Consider the following 18,071-nt stretch of genomic DNA (forward strand, 5'->3'; position numbering starts at 1 on the left):
GACCAATTGGTTAAAAGCCAACTGCTCTACCACTGAGCTAACGGCCCCGAAAGAGGCGCTTATAATACGGATTTTGAGATCAAAAACAACAGCATAAGCATAAAAAAATTGTTTTTTTTACCCGATTAACGATAGCGCGTCGGATCGCTGACACCGGCCTCGATAAAGCCTTGTCGGCGCAGGTGACAACTGTCGCAACGACCGCAGGCATAGCCTTCATCATCGGCCTGATAACAGGATACGGTGAGGCTGTAATCCACGCCCAGGCCAGTGCCCAAACCAATGATCTGCGCCTTGCTGAGGTCGATAAGCGGCGTGGCGATATGCATGGCCTGCCCCTCTACCCCCACTTTTGTGGCGACATTCGCCAAGTGTTCGAAGGCGTCGATAAAGGCGGGACGACAATCGGGGTAGCCGGAATAGTCCACCGCATTCACGCCAATGTGGATGCTGTTAGCGCCGATCACCTCGGCCCAGCCCAACGCGATGGATAAGAACACGGTGTTGCGCGCAGGCACGTAGGTGATAGGTATGCCTTCGCCACCGGCATCGGGTACGTCGATGCTGGCGTCGGTCAGCGCCGAGCCGCCAATGCTGCTCAGGTCCAGTTTGATAATCTTAAATTCTTTCGCGCCGTGCGCATCGGCAACGCGGCGGGCGGCAATCAGTTCAGCGCGGTGGCGCTGGCCGTAGTCAAAGGCCAGGGCATAGCATTCATAACCATCGGCGCGGGCCTGAGCGAGCACCGTTGCACTGTCGAGACCGCCTGATACCAATACAATTGCTTTCTTTGTCACTGCTCTGCCTATTGCTTAATGTCCGGGGGCGTCCTGCCATAAAAGTTTGTGTAGCTGAAGCTGGAAACGCACCGGCAAGTTGTCGCCGATGATCCAGTCGGCGAGGTCGCGCGCCGGCAACTGCTCAAAACTCGGCGAAAACAGCACCTCGCCGACGCGCTCCGGCAACCGGTGCTGATCGACCTGGAAACGCGCCCAGTCGTAGTCGTCGCGATCACAAATAACGAACTTCACCTGATCGTTCGCGCCGAGGTGGTCGAGATTTTCCATCAAATTGCGGTGTTGTTCGCCCGAGGCAGGGGTTTTTAGATCCACGACTTTCGATACGCGGGGGTCAACATCGGCAACGGGCATGGCGCCGCTGGTCTCCAGAGACACCTCGTAACCGGCATCGCACAGTGCCCGCAATAAGGTTAAGCACTCCGGCTGGGCAAGCGGCTCGCCCCCTGTTACGCAGATATACCGCGGCGAATAACTGGCAACCTGCGCAAGAATGTCGTCGATGCTGCGACGTTCACCGCCGTGAAAGGCGTATTCGGTATCGCAGTAGGTGCAGCGCAGCGGGCAACCGGTTAGGCGCACAAAGACAGTGGGCAGACCAATGGTTCTGGACTCGCCCTGTAAAGAATAGAAAATTTCGGTAATTCGCAGACTGGCGCTCATGCTTGTGCCGCTCCGGGTGAAACGGCCTGGCCGTTAGACGGGCTGGTAAACCCAAAGGGCGCTATTTTAAGAGCTGAGCCGCCCGAGGGCAACGCGCAGCGAACGCGGTGGCTCTTTATGAGTCACTATTGGCTATTAGCAACTCTTGGCTGTTAGTAATTCTTGCGCAGGAATTCGCGGGCTTTTATCACCGCCGAATTACCGGTGTTGCCGTAGCGGTCGATAACATGGGTGAGCATTTCACGCGCTTTGTCTTTGTCATCCTGCAGGAAGTAGACCGTTGCCAGCTTGTACATGGCGGCGGGTACTTTGCCGTTTTCGGGGTAGTCGGCTAACAGCTTTTGGAAAGCGGCAGACGAGGCCTCCAGGTTTTGTGGTGAAATCGCCACATAGAGCTCTCCCAGCCAGTACCAGGCATTGGGCGTGTAGCGCTCGGAGGGATAGGCTTTTACGTAGGCTTCGAAGGCGGAAATGGCGTCGGTGTATTGGCGCGCCTTCACCAGGCTGTATGCCTGTGCATAGTCGACCGAGGGTTTGCCGGTAAGGCCATTATCGGTGCTTGCCGGAGCAGGTGCCTCAGTGCTTTGTTGATCTGCCGATGCAGTGCTTGTCGCAGGCGCCGCAGCGGGAGGAAGCGCGTCAGTAGCAGCGGGTGCAGCTGCCGCCGCGCTCCCCGCCACACTGCTGAGCCGTCGATCCATATCGATATAACGGTCCAGGCTTTGTTGCTTCAATTGACGAAGCTGATGCCCCTGCTCTTCTACCGTTCCACGCAGCGCCATAATCTCTTGCTGGAGCTGCTGAAGCTGCTGGTAGATGCCCGCTTCCAGGCCCGCCCCGGCATTGTTGCGCCGGTTTGGGTCATTGATATCCTCCACCGGAGCCTGAGCCCATACCGAAGGGCCAGACGCCAGCAGGGCGATCATCACGGTTTTTTTCAGTTGCATCAGCTTGCCTTATTTCTATTACTTAAGTTCTACGCGACGGTTTTTAGAGTACGCAGACTCAGATTGACCGAAAGCGATAGGACGCTCTTCACCGTAGCTTACGGTTTCAATACGGTAGCGAGCAATGCCGTTGATTGCCATGTAGTCGGCAACGGAGTTGGCACGACGCTCACCCAGGGCCATATTGTACTCGCGAGTACCGCGCTCGTCAGCGTGACCTTCCAGGCGAATAGGGCCAGTGGTTTTTTGCAGACGGGCAATCTGTGCGTCCAGGTTGCGGCGCGCTTCAGCAGTCAGCGTGGCTTGGTCGAACTCGAAGTAGAAGATGTTTTCCAGAACCACTTCTGGCTCTTGCGCTTCGTATGCCGACACATCAGATTCCATGCTCTGCGTTGGCTCAGAGTAGGTGTTCATATCGCTGGTTTGGCCGCTGCTGTCAGTATCGTTTGACGCACAACCTGTGAGCAAAGCACCGGCTAAGGCAACACCCAGGAACAACTTAGATTGGTATTTCATTGTATTTCCCCACTTGCAAAGTTTACTTTCAGTTGCAGATAAACCATTTATCTGCAGGATTTTATCCGGCCACTACTCATACAGAAAAGGCGACCACGCCGGCTCACGCACATCTCCAAACCGGGATGGCAAGCGGTAACGCACACCGCCATCCACAGATACTGCTGCCAACACCCCTTTGCCGTTGTACGTTGTAGAATACAACAACATACTGCCATTGGGAGCGACACTGGGCGATTCATCCAAGTCGGTGGAGGTTAGTATTTCCACTCGGTTGCGCTTGAAGTCCTGCACGGCAATATGAAACCTGCCCTGCACCCTGTGTACCATAACCAGTCCCAAGCCGTCGCCCAATATTCTGGCGCGGGCATTGTAGTCACCTTCAAAGGTGACACGTTCGACACTTCCTGACGCCAATTCTACTCGGTAAATTTGCGGTTTGCCGCCTCGGTCCGACGTAAAATAGATCGACTTTCCATCCGGTGCCCAAGCGGGCTCAGTGTCGATGGCAAAGTGATTGGTCACCTTTTTCAGGCTCTGGCTTGCCAGATCCATCACGTATATATCAGGGCTACCATCTTTAGATAACACCATGGCCAATTGTTTTCCGTCCGGCGAAAATGCCGGAGCACCATTGAGACCGCGGAAATTCGTTAATTGTTTCCGTTGGCCGGTCTGCAAATTATGTAAATATATCGCAGGACGCGTCGTTCTGAATGAAACATAGGCAATATTCTTGCCATCGGGTGACCATGTCGGCGCCAAAATTGGCTCCATGCTGTCGGCCAACACCTCCTCACCCACACCGTCGATATCGCTTTTCAGCAAACGGTAGCGAAAGCGGTTGTCCCCTTCACGTACCGCCGACACATATAACAGCTGAGTACGGAAAGCCCCGCGAACATTGGTTAACTTTTCGTATATGCGGTCGCTAATGGTGTGAGCGAGAAAGCGCACTTTGTCAAAACTCTGCGACTCTTCCCCCTGCAGGATGCTGCGCTGGGTATTAACATCAAGCAGCTCGTAGCGGGCGACCAGGTTGTTGTCGCGGCCAAAACTCAGTTCGCCGACCACCACATAGTCAACACCGAGGCTTTTCCAGTCGCGGTAGTAGACTTCGTTGGCATTAGCGGGGCGACTGAGCATGTCGGCGCGACTCAATGGCTCGAACAGACCGCTGCGGTGCAGGTCGCGCTCAACAATGGATGCCACATCCTCGCGCAGGGTCACGCCAGCCTTCCAACCAAATGGCACAACGGCGATGGGCACGGGGTCGTCTTTGCCCTCATTAATTTCAATGGTGAGGTCAGCGACGCTCGGCAGCGTCCACAGCAGTAGGAACAGCGTTATTATTAGCGGTTTTCGCATTATCGTCTCAAATCAGTTGGCTCAAATTTAAATTGGAAATGACGGAATTTCCGCTCGTAGGCAGCGCGATTTTGCTGGGCGAGCTCACCCAGCTCAGCGATTTCTCCCAGACCTTTGACAGCGCGTAAGGCAGATTGATCAAAAGCCTCGTTGCCGCTGCCTTTGACTACTGAGGCGCTAATAATTTCCCCTGTTGGCAATGTGCGAATGGCAACCGTCACTGACATACCGTTGCGGGCGCTGGGCGGGCGCGACCAGTTGTTCACCACCAGCTGGGCGATGAGGTCCTCGTAACTGCTAACCAGCTCGGCTTCCTCCAACGCGGCATCCTCAGAGGCCAGCGCCGCCGCCAATTCCTCTTGTTGCTGTTTGCGAATCTGCTCCTGCAGCGCGCGCTGTTTGGCTTCTTCCGCCGCTTTCTCAGCCGCTTTTTTCTGGCGAATTTCTTCCGCTGTTGGCCCCTTGGGCTTGGGAGCAGGCTTCGGCTTGGGTTTAGGCTTAGGCGCAGGCTTGGGCTTTACTTCCGGTTTAGGCTTCACCACCGGCTTTGGTTTAGGCGCGGGCTTGGGCTTGGCTGGCGGCGCGGGTTTAGCGCGACTGGGCGGGACTTTGTCGATAACCAGCTTCGCCTGAATCACCACCGGCTTTGGCTTAAGCTCCTGGCTGTCGCTAATACCGGGCAGGCCAATAAGCAACACGGCAGCCACCAGGCCGTGCAGCAAAAGTGTGACCATTGCCGGAATTAAACGGAAGCCCTGCATGTTTACTTGCGCCCCGCCGCCGGCGGTTCTTCGGTAATCAAACCTACCGATGGCGCGCCAGCGCCCTGCAATACGGCCATCGCCGCCACCACCGCGCCGTACTCCACGGCGTTGTCGCCGCGTACCATCACCGGCGTTTTCGGTTTGTTGCGCAGGATTTTACTGAGCTTTTCACCGATCTCGGCCAGCGGCACCGGCTCGCCCTGTTTGTCCGGGTCGCCAAGGCTCACATAGTAGCGGCCGTTCTTATCCACCGAGACGATGATCGGGTCATCATCGGTGGGTGGTACCGGCTCGGTCGAGGCCTCGGGTAAGTCAACCTGCACCCCTTGAACCAACATCGGCGCGGTCACCATAAAGACGATCAGCAGCACCAGCATTACGTCGATATAGGGGACGACGTTAATGTCCGACATGGCTTTGCGTTTATTGCGACGACTCATGTCTGTGCCCCTTAGCGCACGTGAACCTGGCGGTGCAGCAGGCTGGAGAATTCGTCGGCAAAGGTTTCATATTTGCCCATATACGAATCCAGCTTGGCGGAGAAACGGTTGTAGGACATCACCGCTGGAATCGCGGCGATCAATCCCATTGCCGTTGCCACTAGCGCCTCAGAAATACCCGGCGCTACCGTCGCCAGTGTGGCTTGCTGCACCTGCGCCAGACCGTGAAAAGACCCCATGATGCCCCACACCGTACCAAGCAGGCCGATGTATGGGCTGGTGGAGCCGACCGTAGCCAGGAAGGGCAAGCTCTTTTCCATGTGTTCTTCTTCGCGCGAAATGGCAACGCGCATCGCCCGCTGACAGCCTTCCATCACGGCGTCGGAGTCGATATTGCGCTGGGCCATACGGCTGAACTCTTTGAAGCCGGCGCGGAAGATGCTTTCCATGCCCACTGCCAAGCCCTGCTTGTTGCTGCCTTCTTGATAGAGGGTGTTCAAATCGCCCCCCGACCAAAACTGCGCCTCAAAGCGCTTCATTTCCCGCTCGGCCATGGAGAAATACATCACCCGCTGGGCAATTGCATACCACGACAGCAGCGATGCCAGCACCAAAATAGCCATGATCGCCTGCACAAACAGGCTGGCCTGACTAATCAGCGTAATAATGGACAGGTCTTGCTCCACAGCAGCTCCCCTCTGAATCGAATTTTTGTTACTGAGCGGTTTCGGCCTCGGCAGCCAATACCTGATAAATAGTCTTTGGCAATCGCCTTGCCCGCCCGACTAGCGGGTCGACACAAGCAATCTGTATGCTTGCCTCGCACAGTAACTCTTGGTCGCGATAGACATGCTGTTCAAACATTAGTGCCGTCGGGCGCAGAGATTTTATCTCTGCCGTGACGCGCAGCACATCATCCAGCTTCGCCGAGGCGTGGTAACGCGCCTGCACATCGCGAACCACCATGAGCAAACCATCATCGGCCATGGCGGCTTTCGCAAAGCCGCGCTCGCGCATATATTCGGTTCGCGCCCGCTCCATGTACTTCAGATAGTTGACATAGTAGACAATGCCACCGGCGTCGGTGTCTTCGATGTAGACCCTCAGCGGCAGCGAGAATTCCGCGCTCATTGGTCGGCCTCGTCTGGCCGGCTCAATCCAAAATGCTGATAAGCATGGTTAGTGACCACGCGACCACGCGGTGTGCGCATGATGTAGCCCTGCTGTATCAAGTAGGGCTCGAGCACATCCTCGATGGTGCCGCGCTCCTCACTGATCGCCGCAGCCAGGCTTTCAATGCCCACGGGGCCGCCGTCAAATTTTTCGATCATGGCCAGCAGCAGGCGGCGGTCCAGATGGTCGAAGCCGCGATTGTCGACATTGAGCATATTCAGCGCTGCATCGGCCACGTCGGCACTGACATTGCCATCGGCTTTGACCTCCGCGTAGTCGCGAACACGCCGCAACAGGCGATTGGCAATACGCGGTGTGCCGCGCGAGCGCATGGCGATCTCTTTGGCGCCGTCGTCGTCGATGGTCATGCCGAGAATCGCTGCCGAGCGGCTAACAATGGTCGACAGGTCGTTGACGCCGTAAAACTCCAGGCGTTGAACAATGCCAAAGCGATCGCGCAGCGGTGACGTCAGCAGTCCCGCACGGGTCGTTGCGCCCACCAGCGTAAAGGGCGGCAGGTCGAGCTTGATCGATCGCGCCGCGGGGCCTTCACCGATCATAATATCGAGCTGGTAGTCCTCCATCGCCGGATAGAGAATTTCTTCTATATGGGGGCTGAGGCGGTGGATCTCGTCGATGAACAACACATCGCCTTCATCGAGGTTGGTCATCAGCGCCGCGAGGTCGCCGGCCTTTTCCAGCACCGGGCCGGAGGTAGTGCGCAGCGACACGCCCATTTCATTGGCCAAAATATTGGCCAAGGTGGTTTTACCCAGCCCGGGCGGGCCAAAGATAAGGGTGTGATCAAGGGGCTCGCTGCGGCGGCGCGCGGCATTAACGAAGATATCCATCTGCTCGCGAACCGCTTGCTGGCCGATATAGTCCTCGAGACTTTTCGGGCGAATGGCGCGGTCAAAGCGCTCCTCGGCACTTTCGGCGGGCTCGGGGGCAATCAGGCGATCGACTTCTATCATAGTGTTTTCCAGCGTGATTAGCTGACCATATTCTTCAATGCGGCGCGAATCAGCGCTTCGCTCGTTTGCCCTTCAGTATCCAGCGCGCTTATCGCCTTGCTGGCCTCCTGAGGTTTGTATCCCAAGGCTACCAGAGCGGCTTCAGCCTCGGCCAACACCGCCGACGCCGAGGGCTGCGCAGCCACCGCGGGCGACGCCGCCGCAGCCGGTGCCCAGCTTTCCAGGCGGTCTTTCATTTCCATAATCAGCCGCTCTGCGGTCTTCTTGCCCACGCCGGGCAGCCGGACCAGCGATGCGGTGTCGCCCTCTTGCACACAGCGCACAAAATCGTCGCTGTCGATGCCCGACATCACCGTCAAGGCAAGCTTGGGGCCGACGCCGTTCACTTTGATCAGGTCGCGAAATAACTGCCGCGAGCGGGTGTCACTAAAACCGAAGAGTAACTGGGCGTCCTCGCGGACAATAAACTGAGTGTAGAGCGACACCTCTTCGCCCAGCGGCGGCAGGTTATACAGGGTGGTCATCGGCACCAGCACTTCGTAACCGAGGCCGTTGATATCCACCACAATTTCCGGAGCCTGCTTTTCCAGCAGGACACCGCGCAAACGAGCAATCATGAATTTACCTTAGCGCTAAGTCGACCGCGACGCAGGCGCGCCGCGGCAAGGGGTTCTGACATACTGTGTAAGCCTTCGCGGGCATGGGCGTGGCAAATGGCTGCGGCCAAGGCGTCAGCGGCATCTTCCTGGGGCGCTGCCGGCAGTTTGAGCAAGACCTGCACCATATGCTGGATCTGATCTTTATTCGCAGCGCCAGTGCCCACCACTGCTTTTTTTATCTGTCGCGCGGTGTATTCGGCAACCGGGATATCTTCAGACACGCAGGCCACCACCGCGGCGCCGCGCGCTTGCCCCAGTTTAAGTGCCGAGCCCGCACTTTTGGACATAAACACCTCTTCCACCGCGGCTTCATCGGGACGGTACTCGTCGATAATGGTCGACAGGCTGCGGTAGATAATTTTAAGACGCTCGGGCAGTGCGCCCTGTGGCAAGCGAATGACACCACTGCTGACATAGCGGTGACGACGGCCTTCAATCGAGATCAGACCAAAGCCCGTTTTCTGCGAACCGGGGTCGATGCCAAGAATAATTGTCATAGCGTATCACTGTTCGAAACTGCGCCTATTATGCACAGATCACACAGCGAAATGACAATCACACTTGCCTACTCCAGCTCGGCAAGCACGGCATCGGGGATGTCGGCATTGGTATAGACATTTTGCACATCGTCGAGGTCTTCGAGCATGTCCACCAAGCCCATTACCTTCTCAGCGCCGGCTCTGTCCAAGGTCACGGAGGTGGAAGGCTGCATGATGACATCGGCCGACTCGTGCTCTAAACCCGCCGCCTGCATCGCGTCTTTTACCGCCAGAAACTCTTCCCAGGGGGTAAGCACTTCGACGCTGCCATCGTCATGATCAATCACGTCGTCGGCACCGGCCTCCAGCGCCACCTCCATCACCCGTTCTTCATTAACGCCGGGCGGGTAGAGAATCTGCCCCAGGCGATTAAACAAATAGGCGACCGAGCCGTCGGTGCCGAGGTTGCCACCGCGCTTACTAAACGCATGGCGCACATCCGCAACCGTGCGATTGCGGTTGTCAGTCATGCACTCCACCAGCACGGCAACACCACCAACGCCGTAGCCTTCGTAGGTGACTTCGTCGTAGTTGTCACCCTCGGCATTGCCGGCGCCGCGCGCAATGGCTTTGTCGATGGTGTCGCGCTTCATATTGGCGCCAAGCGCCTTGTCGACCGCTGCGCGCAGTCGAGGATTGTCTTCAGGCTGCGGGCCGCCCGCGCGGGCGGCAACCACTAACTCGCGAATCAGCTTGGTAAATACCTTGCCGCGTTTGGCGTCCTGCGCCGCTTTGCGGTGTTTGATATTGGCCCATTTGCTGTGACCCGCCATAGCTCCCTCACTCGGCGGCCCTACCCTGCCGCCGTGTTACTTACTCTTCGTTTTTACGCAGACGAATGCTCAACTCGCTGAGTTGACGGGTTTCTACCACGCCGGGCGCGTCGGTCATCACACAGGCCGCTGTTTGCGTTTTAGGGAAGGCGATCACGTCGCGAATCGACTTCGCGTCGCTCATCAGCATTACCAAGCGGTCCAGACCGAAGGCCAAACCACCGTGCGGGGGCGCACCGTATTTCAGCGCGTCGAGCAGGAAGCCAAATTTTTCGCTGGCTTCTTCGTCGCTAATGCCCAGTACGCGGAATACCGCTTCCTGCATGTCTGAGCGGTGAATACGGACCGAGCCGCCGCCCAGTTCGGTGCCGTTGAGCACCATGTCATAGGCAATAGACAGGGCGTCGCCGGGCGCATTTTCCAGCTCTTGCGGGCTGCACGAAGGCGCGGTGAACGGGTGGTGGAGACTGGTCCAACCGCCCTTGTCATCTTCTTCGAACATGGGGAAGTCAACCACCCACAGCGGCGCCCACTCGGCGGTGTAGAGGTCGAGGTCTTCACCCAGCTTGCAACGCAATGCGCCCAGGGCTTCGTTGACGACTTTGGCGCTGTCGGCGCCGAAGAAGATCAAGTCGCCATTTTCTGCAGCGACACGCTCCAAAATTGCCGCGCGCACTGGCTCGGGGAGGAATTTAACAATAGGTGACTGCAAGCCGCCTTCCAGGTCGGACTTGTCGTTGACCTTGATATACGCCAAGCCCTTCGCGCCGTAGATACCAACAAACTTGGTGTATTCATCAATTTGTTTACGGCTCAGCTTATCGTTGCCGCCGGGCACTTTCAGAGCAGCAACGCGGCCTTTGGGGTTGGTTGCCGGGCCAGAGAATACTTTGAACTCGACTTCGGCCATCAAATCGCCAACGTCAACCAGCTCCAGCGGGATACGCAGGTCTGGCTTGTCGCTACCGTAGCGGTTCATTGCCTCGGCGTAAGGCATGTGCGGGAAGTCGCCCAGATCCAGGTCCAGCACTTCCTTAAACAGATCGCGAATCATGCCTTCGGCGACAGCCATAATCTGCTTGTCGTCCATAAAGGAGGTTTCGATATCGATCTGGGTAAATTCAGGCTGGCGATCGGCGCGCAGGTCTTCGTCGCGGAAGCACTTGGCAATCTGGTAGTAGCGGTCGAAGCCGGACACCATCAGCAGCTGCTTAAACAACTGAGGTGATTGAGGCAGCGCGAAGAATTTACCGCCGTGGGTACGGCTGGGTACCAGGTAGTCTCGCGCACCCTCGGGAGTCGCACGGGTCAGGATGGGCGTTTCAATATCCAAGAAGCCCTGCTCGTCCATGTAGCGACGCAATACCGAGGTCACCTTGGCGCGCAAACGCAATTTATCGGCGATCTGCGGGCGACGCAGGTCAAGGTAGCGGTAGCGCAGGCGAACATCTTCGCCAACTTCGGTGTGATCGTCGAGCTGAAATGGCGGCGTCTCGGATTCGTTGAGAATCTCGATCTCTTTACCCAGCACTTCGATCTCGCCGGTCTTCATATTGGGGTTAACGGTGGCTGCATCGCGAGCACGTACACGGCCGCGAATTTTTAGCACGTACTCACTGCGCACCCGGTCTGCGGTAGCAAAATGCTCTTCGGTATCGGGGTCAAACACGACCTGGACTATGCCCTCACGGTCGCGCATATCCAGAAAGATAACCCCACCGTGGTCGCGGCGACGATCCACCCAACCGCAGATCGTGACGTCCTGATCGATGTGCTCGCTTCCGAGGCTCCCGCAAAAATGGCTGCGCATTGATTCTTTCCTGCTTCTGTAAAGTCATAAATGGGCCGCAATTAGCGGCCCCTGAATTAGCTATCTGATCCCGACGAGGCTCCGCCGTCGCCAGCTAGATTTTTCTTCTTTCCACCCGATTTGAAATCGGTTTCATACCAACCACTGCCTTTTAGGCGAAAACCGGCCGCTGATATTTTCTTGACCAGCTTGTCGGCATGGCACTGCGGACACTCAACTAGCGCCGGATCACTCATTTTTTGCAAGGCTTCCAGCTCGTGCTGACAGGCCTGACACTGATATTCATAAATGGGCACTGGAATCCCCTCCAATACAAATCATGAAAACGTGACCTTCTGGAAAAACCGTCGGGCACAACCACAGGTAGAAAAAGGAGCGGGATTATAACGCAAAGCAGTGCCGGCGATAAACGCAGTACAGCGGGAATATGTCGATCAGTGCAGAAGGGTTAAAAACCTACAAAAAAGCCGCACCGATACGACGGAATCGCACGTATCGGCGCGGCTTTTGACGCCTGGGCTTAGGAGGCGAAGTCCTTGAGCTTTTTCAGTGGGCGTACTTTTACCGCCACACTAGCGGGCTTGGCTTTAAACGTGGTCTCTTCACCGGTAAAGGGGTTGATACCCTTGCGCGCCTTGGTGGCAGGCTTTTTCACGGTGGTAATTTTCATCAGGCCTGGAATGGTAAATTCGCCCAACGAGCGCTTTTTAATGCTGCGTTCGATCAGCACTTCGAGCTCTTCCAGCACGCTGGCCACTTGCTTGCGGCTAAGTTCGGTGTTGGTGGCAATCTCGTTGAGAATCTGGGTTTTGGTCATCTTCTCACTGAGTGCCGTCATTTTGCGCTTGGGGGCAGCCTTCGCCGCCGGTTTTGCTTTGGCAGCGGCCTTTTTCGGAGCAGTTTTACGTGTCGCCATAGGGATCAGTCCTGTTCAGGGAAAGTTTATTATTGCTCGGTAAAAGTTGGCACTGAGCCGATACCGCTTCGCCGCTGCCCGGGGCTTCGCAAAGAAGCCTGCACGCAGCAACGAGGCCGTGCCTCGCACTACTAATAGTCGATTGGCCTCGGCAAAACAAGGCTTAAATACGACATCCGCACAAAAACCCCTATTTTTTGCGTGGAATTTATCGACGAGCCAACACCTGGGCGGCGATATGCTCCCCGATTGGCAGGGCCGACGTCGCTGCGGGCGACGGCGCATTGCCCACATGAATACTGCGAGCACTCTGCAAAAAGTGGAAGTCATTGAGCAGCTCACCGCGTCGACTAACCGCTTGAGCCCTGACCCCGGCAGGGGCAGGCAGCAGGTCATGTAACTCAATCGCCGGACAGTATTGCTGCAGCCCTTTGAGGTAATGGCGCGCCGAATACGCATTATGCAGCTCGCGCAGACCGGCGCGCGGGTGACTAGCCAACAGGCGCCAAAACCCCGTAAACGATGCCATTTCTCGCAGTGAGGCAGCATCGATATCCCGGCGGCGATAGCCCTCTCTCGCCAGTGCGAGTATCGCATTGGGGCCCGCCAGCACGCCACCACCTACCCTGGGTGTTAGGTGCACACCCAAAAAAGGCAGCGTGGGGTCGGGCACCGGATAAACCAAGTGGGGCACCCAATCATCGCAGCGCGGCGCCAAACGATAGAATTCGCCACGAAAGGGAATAATGCGAAAATCACAATCGATGCCCTGCAGTCGCGCCAAGCGGTCCGACATTAATCCCGCACAGCAAAGCAGCTGTCGCGCGTGAAACGTCTGCTCGCCGCTGCCCACGACGATCTCCGATGTGCGCTCATCAATACGGTCCACCGGCAAGGCGCAGCGCAGCTCTCCCCCTGCGTGCTGCACGTCGTGAAGTAACTGGCGACAAATAGCGGCGTAATCAACAATGGCCGACTCCTTCACCGACAGCGCCGCCACGCCGGCGAGCATTGGCTGGCGCTCGCGCAGCTCGCCCTCACTCAACCACGTGGGCGCAAGACCATTTTGCCTGGCCCGCGCTTCGAGCGCTTTAAGGCCCGGCACTTGCTGAGGCGTCACGGCGACAATCCACTTGCCACACTGGCGAAACGGCAGCGCGTGACGCTGACAAAAATCCCGCGTTTGCCGCAAGCCCTCTCGGCACATGCGCGCCTTGAGGCTTCCCGCCGGGTAATAGACGCCGGCGTGCACCACACCACTGTTATGACTGGACTGATGCTGAGCCGGCGCAGATTCTTTTTCTATGATCAACAAGCGACACGCTGGCCACTGACGAAGAATCTGCCAGGCACTCGCCGCGCCGACAATGCCTGCGCCTACCACTATGACGTCGTAGCGTGCTGCCATTGCAACGATTAGGCCGCTGAAAACTCAGGGTCTGCGGCAAAAGCCTGACGCAGTTCACCCAGACGCTGGGCAAGCGCGGCCTCGCTGTACGCCTGCGGCGGCAGCTGCCCCCATACCGGTTTGGGCCAACAAGGGTCGCCTGTAAAGCGGGCGATATGATGAATGTGCAGCTGCGGCACCATATTGCCGAGGGCGGCAATATTCAATTTCTCGGCATTAAATTGACGCGTCAGAATGGCGGCAGCCAGGTCGGACTCACGGCAGTACTGAGTGCGCTGCTCGGCAGAGAGTTCAAAAAGCTCTCTCAAGCCCGCCTGACGTGGCACAAGAATCAGCCACGGATACTGGCTATCATTCAATAACAGCACACGACAGAGCGGTAAATCGCCGACGACAGCGCAGTCGGCAGCCAGTTGTGGGTGCAATTCAAACATCTACTTTCTCCATTAAACGCGGCCCACCCTGTACCGGGCTGGCTATCAATCGTAAAATGCGGCGACTTCATTCGCAGCTTTAAGGCCAGATACCCACCATGCGCGCTAGCCAAACACTTATTGCCACTGTAAAGGAAACCCCTGCCGATGCCGAGGTTATTAGCCACCAGCTAATGCTGCGGGCCGGCATGATACGCAAGCTGGCGACCGGCCTCTATACCTGGCTGCCGTTGGGCCTGCGTGTATTGCGCAAGGTCGAGCGTATTATTCGCGAAGAAATGGACAATGCAGGCGCGCAAGAGGTGCTAATGCCCGTGGTGCAGCCCGCCGAACTCTGGGAGGAGTCTGGTCGCTGGGAACAGTACGGCGCGGAACTGCTGCGTATTAATGACCGTCACCAACGCGAATTTTGCCTCGGCCCCACCCACGAGGAAGTAATTACTGACCTGATCCGCAACGAAATTCGCAGCTACAAACAACTGCCCGCCAATTTCTATCAGGTACAAACCAAATTCCGCGATGAGATTCGGCCCCGCTTCGGCGTTATGCGCTCACGCGAATTTATTATGAAGGATGCCTACTCCTTTCATAATGACCAGGAGTCACTGCAGGCGACCTACGAGACAATGCACGCCGCCTACACGCAGATATTTACGCGCCTGGGCTTGGACTTCCGCCCGGTTATTGCCGACACCGGCTCAATCGGCGGCAGCGCCTCCCATGAATTCCACGTGCTGGCAGAGTCCGGCGAAGATGACATTGCCTTCTCAGATAGCTCTGACTACGCCGCCAATGTCGAAATGGCTGAAGCCGTGGCGCCCACTGGCGAGCGCTCCGCTGCCAGCGAAACCATGGAAAAAGTCGCCACCCCCGAGGTGAGCAGCATCGAGGACGTTTGCCGCTTTTTCGATTGCGCGCCCGAGCGCACAGTAAAAACGCTGCTGGTATACGGCGAGGCCGATGAAGATGGCAAGCAAGCCTTGATCGCCCTGGTAGTGCGCGGCGATCACCAGCTCAACGAAATCAAAGCAGAGAAACTACCCGGCATTGCCAGCCCGCTAACCCTCGCTGAAGAGAAAGACATCAAAGCGGCGCTCAATTGTGCACCCGGCTCTATCGGCCCCGTGGGCCTGAACCTGCGCTGCATTGTGGATCGCAGCGCGGCGCATTGCAGCGACTTTATCTGCGGCGCCAACGAAGACGGTATGCACCTGCGCGGCGTCAACTGGCAGCGCGATGTCGAGCTGGGCGAAATTGCCGATCTGCGCGACGTTGTCAGCGGCGACCCCAGCCCGGACGGCAAGGGTCAGCTGCAGATCAAGCGCGGCATCGAAGTCGGCCATATCTTCCAGCTCGGCACCAAGTATTCCGAAGCCCTGAACGCCACCGTGCTCAACGAGCAAGGCAAAGAACAGGTAATGATTATGGGCTGCTACGGTATTGGGGTAACCCGTGTGGTCGCCTCAGCTATTGAGCAGAACAATGACGACAAAGGCATTATCTGGCCGGACGCAATCGCGCCCTACCAAATTGCCCTGGTGCCACTCAATATGCAGAAGTCTGAGCGTGTGCGCGACACCGCAGAACAGCTTTACAGCCAATTGAAAGCCGCCGGCTATGATGTGTTACTCGATGACCGCAATGAACGCCCAGGCGTGAAGTTCGCCGACATGGAGTTGATGGGGATTCCTCACCGCATTGTGATTGGCGACCGAGGGCTGGACAAAGGCCTGCTGGAATACAAACACCGCCGTGCTAGCGACAACGAAGACATCGCTATCGACGACTTGATGAGTGTTATTCAGCAACGTGTTGCGCTGGCCTAAGCTCGCCCTTGCCGGGTGCCTGCTACTGATAGCGGGCACCGGTTGGACTCAGCCGCAGGACCCGGCAGAGCGCGCGGCGCTAACCGCGTATTTGAAAGAAGCGCTGCACCGCGACGACAGCTTCCAAGACCGCTTTGATGCCGAAGTCTGGCTGACTGATATGTCGGCCCGTCTGGCGAGCATTATCCGTGAACCGGAGCAACGCTTGGCGTTATTGCGCAGCGTGCACCGCGAGGCCAAGGCCGCCGACCTGCCTCCCGAGCTGGTACTGGCACTCATTCAAGTGGAAAGCTACTTCGACCGCTTTGCTATTTCCAGTGTCGGCGCACAGGGCTTAATGCAAGTGATGCCCTTCTGGAAAAACGAAATTGGCCGCCCCAGCGACAACCTCACCGACATGGACACCAACCTGCGCTACGGCTGCCAAATTCTGCAGTTTTATCTGAAGCGGGAAAAAGGCAATATGCGCCGCGCACTGGCCCGCTACAACGGCAGCCTTGGCAAAAACTGGTATCCCGATCGGGTGTTTCGCGCCTGGAAAAAACGCTGGTACAACGGCCAACTGCACTACAGTGGCATTTACTGAACCGGTGGCTGCGGCGGCGTCCTATGCTCCTTCGGCGGGCATGCCCGATCGCCTTTGCGCTTGTGAGGGCGCAACATCGCCAAACGTTCCTCTGGCGGCATTGGCGGCAATACCTGCAACAGCACCTCGTGGCTGAGTCGCTTCAGGGCAACATCGGCCTCACGCACCTCAGCCAAGGCGGCGGCCAGCGCCACCGTATCCAGCGGCTGCTCAGACAGCAGCGCCGCCACACCACGGCGTTTTTCACGCAGATTGCGATAGGCCTTGCGCATAGCGCCTCGCTCCGCCTTGAGCACCTCTCGTGCCTGTTCGCTCAGTGTCTCCGGTGGGCGCTTCAAAATATGTCGGCTCATCGAATGCATGATCGGGTCGCCGTGTAACCTGTGGCCCACCCACGAACCAATCAGCAAAGCGTTGATCACCAGCGAACTCACCAGCGCAATTAGCAGGCCTTTACGCGTTGTCATCACTCTCCCTCCAACCAGTCTGCAACGTCGCTGCTACCCGCAATATCCAAGCTGGCAAAGGCTTGGTAGTCGTCGCTAAACACACTGGATGACGATGTTAAATCCGTCGCCCCTATCGCAATACCCAACACCATTGCCGCCGCCGTCGCCATACTTACTGGCAAAAACACTGGGCGCTGGGGAGGTGCCACTTGGCGGTGTGCATCGGGAATGGCAGATAAGCGCTGCTGCATGGCGGCACTGGGCGCTAATGACAGCCCATCGCTCTGCAACTGCCGCCGCCACGCTGCGTCGTCGGCGAGGGCGTTCCGCCTTGCTGCTCGGCCACGCCGACTCAACATACCCAGCAAGGCAATTGGCCATAAATGTGCCGGCCACTCCCGGAGGTTTGCGCCGTAACATTGCAAAGCCCGAAAATAGCTAGTCATTGTTCTCTCCTAAAAGTTGCCGCAGTCGCTTTCGCGCACGCCCCAGTAACGATTCCACTGCCTTGGGACTATTGCCGAGCACGTCGGCAATCTCCCGCACTGGCATTTCCCGATAGTAGCGAAAGGCAATGGCCGCTCGTTGCTCTTCAGGCAACGCTGACAAGGCCGCCGCCAATGCCGGCGAATCGCCCGGCTCGTCGTTCAGCGGCGTTGACGCGTCCGCCAGCTGTTCGGCTAGCTCACCGTCCACAACAAAACGCTGCTGCACACGCTGACTATGGTTAATCGCCAGGTTACTCGCTACCCGGTACAACCAGGTGCTCAGTTTTGCCTCATCCTGCCAGCTTGGCGCCTGCTTCCACAGGCGCACAAACACCTCCTGGCAAAGATCTTCAGCATCTGCGCGCGACAACACAATGCGATAGATCACATTGAGTACCGCGCTGCTGTGGCGGTCGACAAGCTGCTGAAAGGCCTGGGCGTCACCCTCGGCCGTTCGCGCAAGCAGCGTGGCATCGCGAGACACCTTCACCACCTTCCATGCCTTGGTTGCCAATCAACCACCGCCGGTATCACCTCTCAA

23 protein-coding genes are annotated in these 18,071 nt (G+C 57.4%); 2 read left to right on the forward strand and 21 right to left on the reverse strand.

Annotated elements, in window-relative coordinates:
- Positions 1-125 precede the first annotated feature (125 nt).
- The 18 genes from queC to B3K78_RS14985 form a co-directional block, all read right to left on the reverse strand.
- The gene (gene queC, locus B3K78_RS14900; protein ID WP_286696073.1) at positions 126-797 is read right to left on the reverse strand and encodes a 7-cyano-7-deazaguanine synthase QueC; all 672 of its coding nucleotides are present in this window, start codon (positions 795-797) and stop codon (positions 126-128) included.
- A 15-nt stretch (positions 798-812) separates the two neighbouring features.
- Complete coding sequence (gene queE, locus B3K78_RS14905) at positions 813-1,460, reverse strand: 7-carboxy-7-deazaguanine synthase QueE (RefSeq protein ID WP_204996755.1); 648 nt, start codon at positions 1,458-1,460, stop codon at positions 813-815.
- A gap of 152 nt (positions 1,461-1,612) precedes the next feature.
- Positions 1,613-2,407, reverse strand: a complete 795-nt coding sequence (gene ybgF, locus B3K78_RS14910) for a tol-pal system protein YbgF (RefSeq protein WP_286696074.1) — start codon at positions 2,405-2,407, stop codon at positions 1,613-1,615.
- Positions 2,408-2,425: 18 nt separating this feature from the next.
- The gene (pal, locus tag B3K78_RS14915) at positions 2,426-2,923 is read right to left on the reverse strand and encodes a peptidoglycan-associated lipoprotein Pal (RefSeq protein ID WP_027874345.1); all 498 of its coding nucleotides are present in this window, start codon (positions 2,921-2,923) and stop codon (positions 2,426-2,428) included.
- Positions 2,924-2,995: 72 nt separating this feature from the next.
- Positions 2,996-4,291: a Tol-Pal system beta propeller repeat protein TolB gene (tolB, locus tag B3K78_RS14920; RefSeq protein WP_286696075.1), complete on the reverse strand. Its 1,296-nt coding sequence runs from the start codon at positions 4,289-4,291 to the stop codon at positions 2,996-2,998.
- On the reverse strand, positions 4,291-5,052 hold the full coding sequence (gene tolA / locus B3K78_RS14925) for an energy transducer TonB (RefSeq protein WP_286696076.1): 762 nt from the start codon (positions 5,050-5,052) through the stop codon (positions 4,291-4,293). The genes tolB and tolA overlap by 1 nt, the downstream gene beginning before the upstream one ends.
- A 2-nt stretch (positions 5,053-5,054) precedes the next feature.
- On the reverse strand, positions 5,055-5,495 hold the full coding sequence (gene tolR / locus B3K78_RS14930; RefSeq protein ID WP_027874342.1) for a protein TolR: 441 nt from the start codon (positions 5,493-5,495) through the stop codon (positions 5,055-5,057).
- A gap of 11 nt (positions 5,496-5,506) precedes the next feature.
- Positions 5,507-6,181 (reverse strand): protein TolQ, encoded by a 675-nt coding sequence (gene tolQ / locus B3K78_RS14935; protein ID WP_027874341.1) that lies wholly within the window; start codon positions 6,179-6,181, stop codon positions 5,507-5,509.
- A gap of 28 nt (positions 6,182-6,209) precedes the next feature.
- The gene (gene ybgC, locus B3K78_RS14940; protein ID WP_286696077.1) at positions 6,210-6,626 is read right to left on the reverse strand and encodes a tol-pal system-associated acyl-CoA thioesterase; all 417 of its coding nucleotides are present in this window, start codon (positions 6,624-6,626) and stop codon (positions 6,210-6,212) included.
- Positions 6,623-7,642 carry a Holliday junction branch migration DNA helicase RuvB gene (ruvB, locus tag B3K78_RS14945; protein WP_286696078.1) on the reverse strand — a complete coding sequence of 340 codons (1,020 nt, stop codon included), beginning with the start codon at positions 7,640-7,642 and terminating at the stop codon, positions 6,623-6,625. Before ruvB ends, ybgC begins: the two co-directional genes overlap by 4 nt.
- A gap of 17 nt (positions 7,643-7,659) precedes the next feature.
- Positions 7,660-8,259, reverse strand: coding sequence for a Holliday junction branch migration protein RuvA (ruvA, locus tag B3K78_RS14950; RefSeq protein WP_204996750.1), 600 nt, complete (start codon positions 8,257-8,259; stop codon positions 7,660-7,662).
- Positions 8,256-8,798, reverse strand: coding sequence for a crossover junction endodeoxyribonuclease RuvC (ruvC, locus tag B3K78_RS14955; protein WP_204996749.1), 543 nt, complete (start codon positions 8,796-8,798; stop codon positions 8,256-8,258). Before ruvC ends, ruvA begins: the two co-directional genes overlap by 4 nt.
- A gap of 68 nt (positions 8,799-8,866) precedes the next feature.
- Positions 8,867-9,613 carry a YebC/PmpR family DNA-binding transcriptional regulator gene (locus B3K78_RS14960; RefSeq protein ID WP_286696079.1) on the reverse strand — a complete coding sequence of 249 codons (747 nt, stop codon included), beginning with the start codon at positions 9,611-9,613 and terminating at the stop codon, positions 8,867-8,869.
- Positions 9,614-9,653: 40 nt separating this feature from the next.
- Positions 9,654-11,423: an aspartate--tRNA ligase gene (gene aspS / locus B3K78_RS14965; protein ID WP_286696080.1), complete on the reverse strand. Its 1,770-nt coding sequence runs from the start codon at positions 11,421-11,423 to the stop codon at positions 9,654-9,656.
- A gap of 56 nt (positions 11,424-11,479) precedes the next feature.
- Positions 11,480-11,719, reverse strand: a complete 240-nt coding sequence (locus B3K78_RS14970) for an FmdB family zinc ribbon protein (RefSeq protein ID WP_204996746.1) — start codon at positions 11,717-11,719, stop codon at positions 11,480-11,482.
- 224 nt (positions 11,720-11,943) lie between these two features.
- Entirely contained in the window at positions 11,944-12,339 is a 396-nt protein-coding gene (locus B3K78_RS14975; protein ID WP_027874333.1) for an HU family DNA-binding protein, read from the reverse strand.
- A gap of 208 nt (positions 12,340-12,547) precedes the next feature.
- A complete protein-coding gene (gene lhgD, locus B3K78_RS14980; protein ID WP_286696081.1) occupies positions 12,548-13,747 on the reverse strand; it encodes an L-2-hydroxyglutarate dehydrogenase in 1,200 nt (399 codons plus the stop codon).
- An 8-nt stretch (positions 13,748-13,755) separates the two neighbouring features.
- Positions 13,756-14,181 carry an HIT domain-containing protein gene (locus tag B3K78_RS14985; RefSeq protein ID WP_286696082.1) on the reverse strand — a complete coding sequence of 142 codons (426 nt, stop codon included), beginning with the start codon at positions 14,179-14,181 and terminating at the stop codon, positions 13,756-13,758.
- 98 nt (positions 14,182-14,279) lie between these two features.
- Between B3K78_RS14985 and B3K78_RS14990 the strand changes: the two genes are divergently transcribed.
- Entirely contained in the window at positions 14,280-16,007 is a 1,728-nt protein-coding gene (locus B3K78_RS14990) for a proline--tRNA ligase (RefSeq protein ID WP_286696083.1), read from the forward strand.
- Positions 15,976-16,593: a transglycosylase SLT domain-containing protein gene (locus tag B3K78_RS14995; protein ID WP_374973001.1), complete on the forward strand. Its 618-nt coding sequence runs from the start codon at positions 15,976-15,978 to the stop codon at positions 16,591-16,593. Before B3K78_RS14990 ends, B3K78_RS14995 begins: the two co-directional genes overlap by 32 nt.
- Here B3K78_RS14995 and B3K78_RS15000 read toward each other — a convergent pair.
- The 3 genes from B3K78_RS15000 to B3K78_RS15010 are packed head-to-tail and all read right to left on the reverse strand — an operon-like array spanning position 16,587 to position 18,044.
- On the reverse strand, positions 16,587-17,060 hold the full coding sequence (locus tag B3K78_RS15000) for a periplasmic heavy metal sensor (protein ID WP_286696084.1): 474 nt from the start codon (positions 17,058-17,060) through the stop codon (positions 16,587-16,589). The genes B3K78_RS14995 and B3K78_RS15000 overlap by 7 nt on opposite strands.
- Positions 17,060-17,488: a hypothetical protein gene (locus tag B3K78_RS15005; RefSeq protein WP_286696085.1), complete on the reverse strand. Its 429-nt coding sequence runs from the start codon at positions 17,486-17,488 to the stop codon at positions 17,060-17,062. The genes B3K78_RS15000 and B3K78_RS15005 overlap by 1 nt, the downstream gene beginning before the upstream one ends.
- On the reverse strand, positions 17,481-18,044 hold the full coding sequence (locus B3K78_RS15010; RefSeq protein WP_286696086.1) for an RNA polymerase sigma factor: 564 nt from the start codon (positions 18,042-18,044) through the stop codon (positions 17,481-17,483). Before B3K78_RS15010 ends, B3K78_RS15005 begins: the two co-directional genes overlap by 8 nt.
- Between the last annotated feature and the right edge of the window lie 27 nt (positions 18,045-18,071).

This window comes from Spongiibacter sp. UBA1325 (assembly GCF_002306875.1).
Lineage (GTDB): Bacteria > Pseudomonadota > Gammaproteobacteria > Pseudomonadales > Spongiibacteraceae > Spongiibacter > Spongiibacter marinus.

What these genes read in the sequence shown, in the direction of transcription:
- queE (WP_204996755.1), bottom strand. Translation starts at nt 1,460, where the DNA reads ATGAGCGCCAGTCTGCGAATTACCGAAATTTTCTATTCTTTACAGGGC.
- ybgF (WP_286696074.1), bottom strand. Translation starts at nt 2,407, where the DNA reads ATGCAACTGAAAAAAACCGTGATGATCGCCCTGCTGGCGTCTGGCCCT.
- pal (WP_027874345.1), bottom strand. Translation starts at nt 2,923, where the DNA reads ATGAAATACCAATCTAAGTTGTTCCTGGGTGTTGCCTTAGCCGGTGCT.
- tolB (WP_286696075.1), bottom strand. Translation starts at nt 4,291, where the DNA reads ATGCGAAAACCGCTAATAATAACGCTGTTCCTACTGCTGTGGACGCTG.
- tolA (WP_286696076.1), bottom strand. Translation starts at nt 5,052, where the DNA reads ATGCAGGGCTTCCGTTTAATTCCGGCAATGGTCACACTTTTGCTGCAC.
- tolR (WP_027874342.1), bottom strand. Translation starts at nt 5,495, where the DNA reads ATGAGTCGTCGCAATAAACGCAAAGCCATGTCGGACATTAACGTCGTC.
- ybgC (WP_286696077.1), bottom strand. Translation starts at nt 6,626, where the DNA reads ATGAGCGCGGAATTCTCGCTGCCGCTGAGGGTCTACATCGAAGACACC.
- ruvB (WP_286696078.1), bottom strand. Translation starts at nt 7,642, where the DNA reads ATGATAGAAGTCGATCGCCTGATTGCCCCCGAGCCCGCCGAAAGTGCC.
- ruvA (WP_204996750.1), bottom strand. Translation starts at nt 8,259, where the DNA reads ATGATTGCTCGTTTGCGCGGTGTCCTGCTGGAAAAGCAGGCTCCGGAA.
- ruvC (WP_204996749.1), bottom strand. Translation starts at nt 8,798, where the DNA reads ATGACAATTATTCTTGGCATCGACCCCGGTTCGCAGAAAACGGGCTTT.
- B3K78_RS14960 (WP_286696079.1), bottom strand. Translation starts at nt 9,613, where the DNA reads ATGGCGGGTCACAGCAAATGGGCCAATATCAAACACCGCAAAGCGGCG.
- aspS (WP_286696080.1), bottom strand. Translation starts at nt 11,423, where the DNA reads ATGCGCAGCCATTTTTGCGGGAGCCTCGGAAGCGAGCACATCGATCAG.
- B3K78_RS14975 (WP_027874333.1), bottom strand. Translation starts at nt 12,339, where the DNA reads ATGGCGACACGTAAAACTGCTCCGAAAAAGGCCGCTGCCAAAGCAAAA.
- lhgD (WP_286696081.1), bottom strand. Translation starts at nt 13,747, where the DNA reads ATGGCAGCACGCTACGACGTCATAGTGGTAGGCGCAGGCATTGTCGGC.
- B3K78_RS14985 (WP_286696082.1), bottom strand. Translation starts at nt 14,181, where the DNA reads ATGTTTGAATTGCACCCACAACTGGCTGCCGACTGCGCTGTCGTCGGC.
- B3K78_RS14990 (WP_286696083.1), top strand. Translation starts at nt 14,280, where the DNA reads ATGCGCGCTAGCCAAACACTTATTGCCACTGTAAAGGAAACCCCTGCC.
- B3K78_RS15000 (WP_286696084.1), bottom strand. Translation starts at nt 17,060, where the DNA reads ATGACAACGCGTAAAGGCCTGCTAATTGCGCTGGTGAGTTCGCTGGTG.
- B3K78_RS15005 (WP_286696085.1), bottom strand. Translation starts at nt 17,488, where the DNA reads ATGACTAGCTATTTTCGGGCTTTGCAATGTTACGGCGCAAACCTCCGG.